The sequence below is a fragment of the Cellulomonas sp. P5_C5 genome (assembly GCF_054049655.1).
This window is the reverse complement of sequence record NZ_JBFULY010000008.1, coordinates 19,770-30,618: the sequence shown is the minus strand read 5'-3', so window position 1 is coordinate 30,618 and position 10,849 is coordinate 19,770. Positions and strand designations below refer to the sequence as shown.

General features: G+C 72.5%; 13 protein-coding genes. 7 read left to right on the top strand and 6 right to left on the bottom strand.

Annotated features, from left to right (window positions below; genetic code table 11):
- Window positions 1-34: 34 nt before the first annotated feature.
- The 4 genes from ACXJKF_RS09050 to ACXJKF_RS09035 are packed head-to-tail and all read right to left on the bottom strand — an operon-like array spanning window position 35 to window position 3,107.
- Entirely contained in the window at window positions 35-775 is a 741-nt protein-coding gene (locus ACXJKF_RS09050; RefSeq protein WP_456787406.1) for a glucose 1-dehydrogenase, read from the bottom strand.
- On the bottom strand, window positions 772-1,749 hold the full coding sequence (locus tag ACXJKF_RS09045; RefSeq protein WP_456787405.1) for an NADPH:quinone oxidoreductase family protein: 978 nt from the start codon (window positions 1,747-1,749) through the stop codon (window positions 772-774). The genes ACXJKF_RS09050 and ACXJKF_RS09045 overlap by 4 nt, the downstream gene beginning before the upstream one ends.
- A 4-nt stretch (window positions 1,750-1,753) precedes the next feature.
- On the bottom strand, window positions 1,754-2,329 hold the full coding sequence (locus ACXJKF_RS09040) for a TetR/AcrR family transcriptional regulator (protein WP_456787404.1): 576 nt from the start codon (window positions 2,327-2,329) through the stop codon (window positions 1,754-1,756).
- A 25-nt stretch (window positions 2,330-2,354) separates the two neighbouring features.
- A complete protein-coding gene (locus tag ACXJKF_RS09035; protein ID WP_456787403.1) occupies window positions 2,355-3,107 on the bottom strand; it encodes an SDR family oxidoreductase in 753 nt (250 codons plus the stop codon).
- A 106-nt stretch (window positions 3,108-3,213) separates the two neighbouring features.
- Between ACXJKF_RS09035 and ACXJKF_RS09030 the strand changes: the two genes are divergently transcribed.
- Genes ACXJKF_RS09030 through pcrA form a run of 3 tightly spaced genes read left to right on the top strand, consistent with a single transcriptional unit; the run spans window position 3,214 to window position 6,583 of the window.
- On the top strand, window positions 3,214-3,561 hold the full coding sequence (locus tag ACXJKF_RS09030; protein ID WP_146844189.1) for a hypothetical protein: 348 nt from the start codon (window positions 3,214-3,216) through the stop codon (window positions 3,559-3,561).
- A gap of 38 nt (window positions 3,562-3,599) precedes the next feature.
- Window positions 3,600-4,082, top strand: coding sequence for a DUF456 domain-containing protein (locus tag ACXJKF_RS09025; protein ID WP_456787402.1), 483 nt, complete (start codon window positions 3,600-3,602; stop codon window positions 4,080-4,082).
- Between the two features lie 59 nt (window positions 4,083-4,141).
- A complete protein-coding gene (gene pcrA / locus ACXJKF_RS09020) occupies window positions 4,142-6,583 on the top strand; it encodes a DNA helicase PcrA (RefSeq protein ID WP_456787401.1) in 2,442 nt (813 codons plus the stop codon).
- Between the two features lie 58 nt (window positions 6,584-6,641).
- On the opposite strand, the gene ACXJKF_RS09015 is transcribed toward pcrA, so the two are convergent.
- Both ACXJKF_RS09015 and ACXJKF_RS09010 read right to left on the bottom strand, forming a co-directional pair.
- Entirely contained in the window at window positions 6,642-7,190 is a 549-nt protein-coding gene (locus ACXJKF_RS09015) for a Clp protease N-terminal domain-containing protein (protein WP_456787400.1), read from the bottom strand.
- Window positions 7,190-7,402 (bottom strand): RNA polymerase subunit sigma-70, encoded by a 213-nt coding sequence (locus tag ACXJKF_RS09010; RefSeq protein WP_456787399.1) that lies wholly within the window; start codon window positions 7,400-7,402, stop codon window positions 7,190-7,192. Before ACXJKF_RS09010 ends, ACXJKF_RS09015 begins: the two co-directional genes overlap by 1 nt.
- Before the next feature lie 192 nt (window positions 7,403-7,594).
- Between ACXJKF_RS09010 and ACXJKF_RS09005 the strand changes: the two genes are divergently transcribed.
- The 4 genes from ACXJKF_RS09005 to ACXJKF_RS08990 are packed head-to-tail and all read left to right on the top strand — an operon-like array spanning window position 7,595 to window position 10,841.
- Complete coding sequence (locus ACXJKF_RS09005) at window positions 7,595-8,137, top strand: hypothetical protein (RefSeq protein ID WP_456787398.1); 543 nt, start codon at window positions 7,595-7,597, stop codon at window positions 8,135-8,137.
- 27 nt (window positions 8,138-8,164) lie between these two features.
- Window positions 8,165-8,893 (top strand): hypothetical protein, encoded by a 729-nt coding sequence (locus ACXJKF_RS09000; RefSeq protein WP_456787397.1) that lies wholly within the window; start codon window positions 8,165-8,167, stop codon window positions 8,891-8,893.
- On the top strand, window positions 8,890-10,269 hold the full coding sequence (locus ACXJKF_RS08995; protein ID WP_456787396.1) for an RCC1 domain-containing protein: 1,380 nt from the start codon (window positions 8,890-8,892) through the stop codon (window positions 10,267-10,269). Before ACXJKF_RS09000 ends, ACXJKF_RS08995 begins: the two co-directional genes overlap by 4 nt.
- Window positions 10,266-10,841 carry a signal peptidase I gene (locus tag ACXJKF_RS08990; RefSeq protein ID WP_456787395.1) on the top strand — a complete coding sequence of 192 codons (576 nt, stop codon included), beginning with the start codon at window positions 10,266-10,268 and terminating at the stop codon, window positions 10,839-10,841. Before ACXJKF_RS08995 ends, ACXJKF_RS08990 begins: the two co-directional genes overlap by 4 nt.
- The last annotated feature ends 8 nt before the right edge of the window (window positions 10,842-10,849 follow it).

The window sequence follows — 10,849 nt, the reverse complement described above, 5'->3', positions numbered from 1 at the left end:
CGATCACGTCGTTCGTTCGGCGCAGGCGCCCGGTCTAGGAGTGCGGGACGCCCGCGATCATGCCCCCGTCGACCACCAGCTCGGTGCCCGTCGTGTAGGCCGAGTCGTCGCTCGCGAGGAACACCACGGTGCCCGCGACGTCCGCCGGGAGCGCCGGCCGACCCAGGGGGATCGGCACCGCGGTCGGGTCCAGGCGGGAGGTCATCGACGTCTGCACGAAGCCCGGGTGCACGGAGTTGACCCGGATCCCGTCCGGACCCAGCTCGACCGCGAGCGACTTGGTCAGGCCGCGCACACCGAACTTCGAGGCGACGTAGCCGTGCAGGTGGGAGCCGCCGAGCATGCCCTCGACCGACGAGATGTTGACGATCGAGCCGCGGCCCGCCGCCTTCATCGTCGGGACCACCGCCTGCACGCCGAGGAACACGCCCGTGAGGTTGACCGCGATGACGGCGTCCCACTTGGCCAGGGGGTAGTGGTCGATCGGCCCGGCGTTGGCGATGCCGGCGTTGTTGACCAGCACGTCGACCGTCCCGAAGGCGCTGCGGGTGGCCTCGACGGTCGCCGCCCAGCTCTCCTCCGACGTGACGTCCAGGTGGGTGGCGAGCGCGCGGTCGCCCAGCTCGGCCGCCAGGGCGCCGGCGTCGTCGTCGAGCAGGTCCGCGACGACCACGCTCGCTCCGGCGGCGTGCAGGGCGCGCGCGAAGGCTGCACCGAGCCCGCGCGCGGCACCGCTGACGACGGCGACGCGTCCGTCGAGCCTGGTGTCGGTCATGAGACGCGCACCACGACACGGCCCGTGGTGGCGCCGTCGGCGAGCCGCTGCACCGCGGCCGGGGCGTCCTCGAACGCGACGACGTCACCGACGACCGGCCGGACCTGCCCGGCGTCGACCAGCCGGGTCAGCTCCGCGTGCGCGGCGTCGACCAGCCCGGGCCGACGCTGCGCGTAGAGCGCCCAGTGCAGGCCGAGCACGCTGTAGTTCTTCACCAGGGCGTGGCCCGCGTTGACCGCCTGGATGGTCCCGCCCGCGAAGCCGACGACCACGATCCGTCCCTCGAACGCGATGCACTTGGTGGACTGCTCGAACGCGGTGCCGCCGACGGGGTCGAACACCACGTCGGCACCCGCACCGCCGGTCTCGGCCTTGACCACGGCGACGACGTCCTGGCTCGACCGGTCGACGACGACGTCCGCGCCGGCCTTCCGGGCGACCTCCGCCTTCGCCGCGCTGCCGACCACCCCGATCACCCGCGCACCCGCGGCCGCCCCGAGCTGCACAGCGGCGGTGCCGACGCCTCCGGCCCCGGCGTGCACCAGGAGGGTCTCGCCCTGCTGCAGGGTCGCGCGGCGGTGCAGGCCGAACCAGGCGGTCTGGTACCCGATCGTGAGGGCGGACGCCTCCACGTCGTCGAGCGCGGCGGGCGCGGGGAAGACCTCACGCTCGTCGAGCACGGCCAGCTCGGAGAGGACCCCGATCCGCGACCCCACCACCCGGTCGCCGAGCGCGGCGCGCGTGACCCCGTCGCCGAGGCCGACCACCTCGCCGCACAGCTCGATCCCGGGGGAGAAGGGCAGCGGAGGCCGCACCTGGTACTCCCCGCGGGCCAGCAGGACGTCGGGGAAGTTCACCGCGACCGCCCGCACCCGGACCAGCACCTGTCCCGGGCCGGGGGTCGGGTCCGCCACGTCCACGAGCCGCAGGACCTCGGCCGGCTCGCCGTGCTGCACCACCTGCCACGCGCGCACCGGCTCAGGCCTTGATCGCGACGAGGAAGAGGTCGGTCAGCTGCTTCGCGAGGAGCACCTTGTCCTCGGCACCCTCGGGGGAGTACCAGTTCGACAGGTAGTGCACGTCGGAGAAGAAGTGCGCCACCAGGACCGCGCGGGGGATGTCGGTCCGGTAGAGGCCCTCCTCCTGGCCGCGCTCGATGAGGCTCGCGAACACGTCGTGGTACTGCCGGCGGCGGCGGGTGACCTCCTTCTGGCGCGGCTCCGAGAGCATGTGCACGCTGCGGAAGAACACGGTGCCCTCGGGCAGGAAGTCGATCGACGTCTCGATCACGTCGACGCACACGTCGTGCAGCGTCTGCGCGGTCGGCGTGCCACGGCCGACGATCTCCTCGAGGTGGCTGGTCTGCAGCGAGAGCATCCGCTCGTACACCGAGAAGAGGAGGTCGTCCTTCGACTCGAAGTAGTGGTACATCGCGCCCTTGGTGACGCCGGCTGCTTCGACGATCTGCTGCACCGAGGTGTTGGCGTACCCCTGGGTGGAGAACAGGTCGACGGCAGCGCGCGTGATGTCGTCGACGACGCTGGAGGTTGCCATGGGTGCCTCTCGTTCTGTGCTGGAGCTAGCCGACGGCGACGGCACTGGCGCCGCCGTCGATGGTGAGCGTATGACCGGTGATCCATGCGGCGTCGTCGGACAGCAGGAACGCCACCGGTCCGGCGACGTCCTCGGGCTCCCCGATGCGACCGAGGGGGTAGGCCGACGCGAGAGCAGCCTCCCGGTCGCCCTCGTACAGCGCCTGCGCGAGCCGCGTGCGGACCACCGCGGGGGCCACGGCGTTGACGCGGATGCCGGGAGCGAGCTCGACCGCGAGCTGCTGGGTGAGGTTGAGGAGGGCGGCCTTGGACACGCCGTAGAACGCGACGCCGGGGCTGGCCGACAGGCCCGCCACCGAGGCGGTGTTGACGATCGAGCGGCTCAGCCCGGCGTCCACGGCGGACCGTGTCCAGTCGAGGGCCGCGACCACGTTGACCTCGAGGATCTTGCGGACGACCGCGCTCTCGATCTCCAGGGCGGGGCCGTACGCCGGGTTGATGCCCGCGTTGTTGACCAGGTGGTGCAGGCGGCCGAACCGCTCGCTGACCTGCGCGAAGACGTCGGCTCGGTGGTCGGCGTCGTCGGCCTTGCCCGCGATGCCCACGGCGTGCCCGGGTTCGATCGCGTCGAGCTGCTCGACGGCCGCGGTCAGCGACTCCGGCTTGCGTCCGGTGATGACGACCGTGGCACCCTCGGAGACCAGCCGTTCCGCGACGGCCAGACCGATCCCACGGCTCGCCCCGGTGATCAGGGCGACTCTGCCCTCGAACCTGCGCATCGTTGCACCCTTCTCGATACCGACTGTTCGGTATGTCGCCAGACAGTAGCGCATGCAGACGCCGAAGTTTTCTGACTCTGCGTCAGATACGGCTAGGCTGCGTTCCATGGATCTCGTCTACAACCTGCTCGTCGTCCTCCACCTGCTCGGCTGGGCCATCGTGCTCGGCGGCACCCTGGTCAACCTGCGCACCCCCAAGATCGCCACGGGCGTGCTGCACGGCATCCTCACCGCCCTGGTGACCGGCATCCTCATCGTCGGCATCGCGTCCGCGGGCCTCGCCGGCCACGAGCCGAACACCACGAAGGTCGCGGTCAAGCTCGTCGTGGCCCTCGTCGTGGCCACGCTCGTGATCCTCGGGGTGCGCAAGCCGTCCCGCGTGACCACCGGCTACCTCGGCGCCATCGCGGGCCTGACCGCCCTGAACGTGGCCATCGCGGTCCTCTGGCGCTAGTCGGGCAGTAGCGCTGGTCGGGCAGTACTGTCCACCCCGTGAACTCCGTGGGTGACCTCCTGGTCGGGCTCGTCGTGCTCGTCGGCCTGTTCGGCGTCGTGGTCCAGGTGCTGCCCGGCGGGCTGCTCGTCGCCGGAGCGATCGTCGTCTGGGGTGTCGTCACCGGGGGTGCTGCGGGGTGGACGGTCGTCGCGATCACGGTGGTCGTCACGGTGCTCGCGGGCATCGGCAAGTACCTGCTGGCCGGGCGCCACCTCAAGCGCGCAGGGGTGCCGTCGTCCACGCTGATCTGGGGTGGGATCGCGGGCGTGATCGGGTTCTTCGCGATCCCCGTGGTCGGCCTGTTCGTCGGCTTCGTGCTCGGGATCTACCTCGCGGAGTGGCTGCGCTCGCGCGAGCCCAGACCTGCGTGGCGGGCCACGGTCGCGGCGCTGCAGGCCACCGGTCTGACCATCCTCGTGGAGCTCGCGGCGGCCCTCGTGTCCACAGGTGCCTGGCTGACCGCGCTGGCGCTGACCTGACCGGCGCGCTCCACAGGCAGCACCTCTCTGTCAGTCGCGGCGCCTATCCTTGAGGGGCCATGACGTCGCTCTTCGAGAACCTCGCCCTGCCCATCCCGGGCGCCTCCGCAGACCCCTCGGGCGAGGCGGCTGCGGCCCGTCGCCGGGGCGAGGCCGAGGCGCTGCTCCGCGGTCTGAACCCCCAGCAGCGTGAGGCCGTCCTGCACCAGGGCGGGCCCCTGCTGATCGTCGCCGGCGCCGGCTCGGGCAAGACGCGGGTGCTGACCAACCGCATCGCGTACCTGCTGGCCACCGGCCGCGCGCGGGCGGGCGAGGTCATCGCGATCACGTTCACCAACAAGGCCGCAGCGGAGATGCGCGAGCGCGTCGAGGGGCTCGTCGGGCCGGCCGCGGGCCGGATGTGGGTGTCCACGTTCCACTCCGCGTGCGTGCGGATCCTGCGGCGTGAGGCGGCGACCCTGGGCCTGCGGTCCAGCTTCTCCATCTACGACTCCGCGGACTCCCAGCGCCTGCTGACGCTCGTCGCCCGGGAGCTGGACCTCGACCCGAAGCGCTACCCGGCTAAGGCGCTGCAGAACAAGATCTCCTCGCTCAAGGACGAGCTCGTGGACCCCGAGACGTTCGCGGCCACCTCCGGGGGCGGCGCGGCCAACGACTTCGACACCGCGCTCGCGCAGGTCTACACGCGCTACCAGGCCCGGCTCAAGCAGGCGCACGCCCTCGACTTCGACGACCTGATCATGACGACGGTCCACCTCCTGCGCGCCTTCCCGGCCGTCGCGGAGCACTACCGACGGCGGTTCCGGCACGTGCTCGTCGACGAGTACCAGGACACCAACCACGCGCAGTACGCGCTGGTGCGGGAGCTGGTCGGCTCGTCGCGGGGGATAGTCGACGACTCGACGGACATGGAGCTGCCGCGCGGCGAGCTCACGGTCGTCGGTGACGCGGACCAGTCGATCTACGCGTTCCGGGGCGCGTCCATCCGCAACATCCTCGAGTTCGAGGTGGACTACCCGGACGCGCGGACCATCCTGCTGGAGCAGAACTACCGGTCCACGCAGACCATCCTCTCGGCCGCGAACGCGGTGATCAGCCGCAACCCCGGCCGCGAGAACAAGCGCCTCTGGACCGACTCCGGCGCGGGGGCCCAGATCGTCGCGTACGTCGCGGACACCGAGCACGAGGAGGCCCGGTTCGTCGCCGAGGAGATCGACCGCCTGGGCGACTCCGACGGCGTCCGGCCCGGTGACGTCGCCGTGTTCTACCGCGCGAACGCGCAGTCCCGGGCGCTGGAGGAGGTGCTCATCCGCGTCGGCCTGCCGTACAAGGTGGTGGGCGGCACCCGGTTCTACGAGCGCAAGGAGATCAAGGACGCGGTCGCCTACCTGCGCGCGCTCGACAACCCCGACGACGACGTGAGCCTGCGCCGCATCCTCAACGTGCCCAAGCGCGGGCTGGGGGACCGGTCGGAGGCGATGGTCGCGTCCTACGCCGAGCGCGAGCGCATCTCGTTCGGCGCGGCGCTCGACCGGCTCGACGAGGTCCCGGGCCTGGGGACGCGCGCGATCACCGGGCTGTCGGCGTTCGCGGCGATGATGACGGACCTGCGCGTGCTCGCGTCCAGCGCCGGACCCGCCGAGGTCCTCGGCGCCGTTCTCGAGCGCTCCGGCTACCTCGCCGAGCTGCGGGCCAGCGACGACCCGCAGGACGGCTCCCGGGTGGAGAACCTGGCCGAGCTGCACGCGGTCGCCTCCGAGTTCGAGCAGAGCGACCCCGAGGGTGTCCTCGCCGACTTCCTCGAGCGTGTCTCGCTCGTCGCGGACTCTGACCAGATCCCGGACGACGACGGCGGGGACGACGACGGCGAAGCCCGTCCGGACCCCGGCGTGGTCACGCTGATGACCCTGCACACCGCCAAGGGCCTGGAGTTCCCCGTCGTCTTCCTCACGGGGATGGAGGACGGCACCTTCCCGCACCAGCGGTCCCTGTCGGACGCGCAGCAGCTCGAGGAGGAGCGTCGCCTCGCATATGTGGGACTGACCCGGGCGCGGGAACGTCTGTACATCTCACGCGCCGCCGTCCGTACGGCCTGGGGCGTGCCCAACGAGTTCCCGCCCAGTCGCTTCCTGGACGACCTCCCGGACGAGCTCATCGACTGGCGTCGTCGCGAGTCCTCCACCTCGCAGCTGCGCGGCGGATGGGGCTCGGGCTACGGCTCCGGCGGCGGTGGCTACCGGGCGACCTCAGCGCCGCGGGTCGAGCGCGAGACGCGTCCCACGCTGCCGTCCACCGGAGCGACCTTCGGCTCCGCGAAGCCCCGGCCGGACTCCGCCATCCCGCAGCTGTCGGTGGGTGACCGCGTCACGCACGACTCGTACGGGCTGGGCACCGTCATCGCGCTCGAAGGAGCCGGCCCGAACGCGGTGGCCAAGGTCGACTTCGGCACCGACGGCGTCAAGCGGCTCCTGCTGCGGTTCTCCCCGGTCACCAAGCTCTGACGCGTCGACGCCCACGCCCGGGTCCGCAGGACGGTCGACAGCGTCCAGGTGGTCATCGTCAGCCGACCGGTACGTCGGCCCACACCGCGGTGACCGCCTCGCGCACGGCGTCCGGTCCGACGCCGACGGCGGCGAGCGTCCGGTAGGCGGAGGTGTCGTCCAGCCGGACGGCCGCGAGCAGCAGGTGACCGCTGTCGATCCGGCGGTGCTTGCAGCGGATGGCCTCACGCAGCGCGACCTCGAGCAGCTTCTTGGCGGAGGGATCGAACGGCAGGTKCCCCTTCCTGGGGCTCGACCCCGTCGCGGCGTCGAGCGCACCCGGGCCGAACGACGCCTCGACCTCCGTCCGCACCGACGCCAGGTCGATCCCGATCCCGGCCAGCGCGTCCGCGTCGATGGCGTGCGCCGGCAGTGCCCGGACCGCGGCGAGCAGCGTGGAGTGGTCGACACCGAGCCGTCCCAGCGCCTGCGCGGCCACGGTGCCGGGTGCCCGCACCGTGCCGAGCAGCACGTGCTCCGGCCCGATCCGGTCCGCACCGAGCGATCGTGCCTCGTCCTGGGCGTGAACCACGGCCTCGCGCGCGTCCTTGGCGAACTTCTCGAACATCAGCCGAACCTCTTCCCGTACTTCTTGTGGACCGCCTGCCGGGAGACCCCCAGGGCGGCGGCGACCTGCTGCCAGGACCAGCCGAGCCGGCGGGCGCGCTCGACGTGCAGGGCTTCCAGCCGGTCGGCCAGCGCGCGCAGCGAGCGGACGGCCCGCAGACCGTCGGCGGGCTCGGCCGCACCGGCGGCGGCGGTCATGAGCTCATCGGACATGGATGTCAACCTACGTTGACGCGCGGAGATGTGTCAATCCACGTTGACGCGGTCGCGACCGAGCGCGACGTGCGAGTCAGGGGCCGTACATGGCACAGGTGACCTGTTGCACGTTTCGGGCGCCGCGAGCACCCTGAAGCCAGATCCAGTGCCGGGTCGGGACGCTGGACGAGTGGACTGGGGAGGTTCACGGTGGACGTTCGACGCGCACGCAGGATCAAGATCGGGCTGGCAGGACTGGCGGTTCTCGGCGTGGGCGCAGCGCTCACGAGCGCCGCATGGACGGACGTGGTCTTCTTCGACGCCGACGTCACCACCGGAAACTTCAACCTCCAAGGTGCACTTCCCGCCGACCAGGCAGCGCCTGACGCGCCGCCGGACGGCGCGGCATGGGAGGAGTCCGACGACATCACCGCGATCACGCTGACCTTCGACGAGATCCAGGTCGCGCCCGAGGAGTCCGTCGTGCTGACCGGCTACGTGCGCAACGACCCGGCGAGCACATGGACGGCGGACCTGACCGCGATCGGGCTCGACCCCACGTCGTCCCTGCCTGCGGGGGTCACCGCCGTCGTGGCCTTCACCGACCCGATCCCGCCGGAGGACCTGGCGCCCGGGGATGTGGCCACCTTCACGCTCACCGTCTCCGCCGACGACACCGTGGTGGAGGATGCGGCAGGCACCATCATCGTGCGGGCCGACGGGGAGTCCGTCGACCCCGTCACCGCGCCCTGATCCTCGCCGGCGCGTCGAGGTCACGCAGTGCTCGGTAGACCAGCGCAGTCCCACGTCGGGGGCGCGGCCCTCGTCGTGGTGCTCGCTGCCACGCTCATCGCTGCCCTCCCGGGGGCGGCGGTGCCCGCGCGTGCGGGCACGGTCGTCGCGGCCGTGCCGGACCCGCGCGTGTCGCCCGGCACGCTGCAGTTCGAGCGGATCGAACCCGGGACGACCGAGGTGCGCACGGCGACCGTCACCCCCGACGCGCCCGACGGTGCGGCGGTCGTCCGCGCAGTCGTGTCCGGTACGGGTGAGCTCGCCGCGTACCTCACGACGCGGGTGGAGGTGTGCGCGGTCGCGTGGACGGCCCAGGGGTGCAGCGCCGGCGAGGTCGTGCTCGTCGCGGGCTCGGTCGGTGCCGGGATGGACGCCACTCTCGACGTGCCCGTCCCGGAGAGTGGTGTCGCGTACCTGCGGGTCGGGATCACTGCGGACAGCGCGGCCCCTGCCAATGCGGCGAGCAGGGTCAGCTACGAGCTGCACCTGCTCGCACCCGACGCGCCGCCGCCGACGCCCGCTCCGTCGCCGTCGGCTCCTCCCGTGGCTGGTGGGGGAGGGCCACCCGCCCCCGCCGGCCCGGGGTACCTGCCCACCACCGGCGCCGAGATCGCCGCGCTCGGGGCAGCGGCGCTCGCGCTCGTCGCGCTGGGCCTGACGCTGCGTACGTGGGGTCGGGAGCGTCGGCGGGCGGGGTCGACGGGGTGGACGTCGTGACGAGGACGCGCAGGATCAGACGACGCTGGGCCGTCCTGTCGGTCGCGGTCGTCGGCATCCTGCTCGCGGTGGCGGCGCTCGTGCCGAGCATGACCTCGGCTGCCTGGCAGGACCAGGTGTACGCCGAAGCCGACGTGCTGATCCTCCCCGCCCTTGTCCCGAACGAGCTCGATGCCGGTCTCGGCTTCACCTGCGCTCTCGTCGTCGGAGACATGTGGTGCTGGGGCGAGGGCGGCGACGGCCAGCTCGGCGTGGGCAGCACCGCCGACGCCGATGTCCCGGTGTCCGCGGGCAACGGCGTGACCGCGATGGCGGTGGGCACGGCCGACCACGTGAGCGCGGGGAACGGTTACGCGTGCGGTGCCTCCGGCGGTCGCGCGTACTGCTGGGGAGCCGGTGGAGGGAAGCTCGGGAACTTCAACGTCGCGGAGCCGTGGCAGTCGCCGTCCGTGTCCGTGCCCACGGCGGTGTACGACCTCCCCGCCGGCACCGGGAACCAGTACCAGTCACCGCTCGACGGTCGGGTGGTCCGCGAGGTCGTGGCCGGGCAGGACATCACGTGCGCGGTGACGGAGCTMGCTCCGCTGCAAGCCACGCCCGGAGCGTGCTGGGGGCTGCAGGTCGGGCTCACTCGCCCGGCCCMCCCGGCGCCGCAGAGCTGGGCCAACGCGCCGATCGCGTTGCCCAGCGTCGCCCAGGACCCGGGAAGCCAGCTCCCCGCGGGGGTGCCGATCTCCTCACTCACGTCGAGCTTCGAGGATGCCTGCTTCATCGCAGCCGGCGTCGACTACTGCTGGGGCACGAACGAGCAGGGCCAGCTCGGCGTCGGCACCGTCAACGTCGCATACACCTCCCCCGTCCAGGTGCTGCAGGGCGCGATGCCGGCGGCACCGGTCGACGCGATCACGGCGGGGGTGTTCCACACCTGCGCGATCGCCGCCGCGCAGGTGTACTGCTGGGGACTGCGATCGGGTGGGAGGCTCGGTGTCAACGACGGCGAGAGCGGAGCGCTGACCGAGCCCGGACTGGTCGTCGGGCTCACCGGGCGCACGATGGTCGCCGTCTCCGCCGGTATCGACTCGAGCTGCGCGCTCGACAGCACCGGCCAGGCGTGGTGCTGGGGCTCGAACTTCCAGGGGCAGCTCGGCACCACGGCGGTGCCGGTCCGCCAGAGCAGCCCGGTCCCCGTGGCGGTCCAGCAGCCGGGCGGAGTCCTGTTCACCTCGATCTCGGTGGGCGGGAACCACGCCTGCGCCATCGCCGACGACGACGACATCTACTGCTGGGGTGCGGCGGGCACGCTCGGCACCGGTGCGGGGCAGGAGATCGCGCCGGTGCCCGCGGTCCCCGTCACCGCCACCTGGAGGGCACCGTGAGGGCGCTGCGCATCCTGGCCGACGCGCTCCTGACCGTCGCMGCGGTCGTCGGGGTCCTCGGGTTCGCGCTGTTCGTCGCTGTCCGCCTCGGCGCCGTGCAACCCCTCGTCGTGACGTCGGGCTCCATGCGCCCCACCTACGAGACGGGCGACCTCGTCGTGTCGCGCCCGGTGGCCGCCGACACCCTGACGGTGGGCGACGTCGCGACGCTCCGGAGCGCAGACGACCGGCTCATCACCCACCGCGTGGTGTCCGTGACACCCGCGGCGCAGAGCTCGAGCGAGGGCGTGGTCGCCGTCCAGATGCAGGGGGATGCGAACGACGCGGCCGACCCCCAGCCGTACGTCGTCCGTACAGCCCTCGTCCCGGTCGTCACCGTCCCCGGGGTCGGGCCCCTGGTGGCGACGGCGCAGCGCCCCGCCGTCGCGGTACCCGCGCTCGTCGCGGTGGCCGCTCTCGTCGCCATCGCCTTCGTGCCGAGCGGCCACCCGCCCACGCCCGCCGTGGACCAGGGTCCTGACCTGGCGCGACGCAGGCCTGCCCGTGCCGGCGGGGACTCCCCTGCGCAGTGAGGACCGCG

Bases quoted from the DNA above. Each gene is read 5' to 3' on its own strand.
- pcrA (WP_456787401.1), top strand. From the start codon at position 4,142: ATGACGTCGCTCTTCGAGAACCTCGCCCTGCCCATCCCGGGCGCCTCC.
- ACXJKF_RS09035 (WP_456787403.1), bottom strand. From the start codon at position 3,107: ATGCGCAGGTTCGAGGGCAGAGTCGCCCTGATCACCGGGGCGAGCCGT.
- ACXJKF_RS09040 (WP_456787404.1), bottom strand. From the start codon at position 2,329: ATGGCAACCTCCAGCGTCGTCGACGACATCACGCGCGCTGCCGTCGAC.
- ACXJKF_RS09010 (WP_456787399.1), bottom strand. From the start codon at position 7,402: ATGTCCGATGAGCTCATGACCGCCGCCGCCGGTGCGGCCGAGCCCGCC.
- ACXJKF_RS09050 (WP_456787406.1), bottom strand. From the start codon at position 775: ATGACCGACACCAGGCTCGACGGACGCGTCGCCGTCGTCAGCGGTGCC.
- ACXJKF_RS09030 (WP_146844189.1), top strand. From the start codon at position 3,214: ATGGATCTCGTCTACAACCTGCTCGTCGTCCTCCACCTGCTCGGCTGG.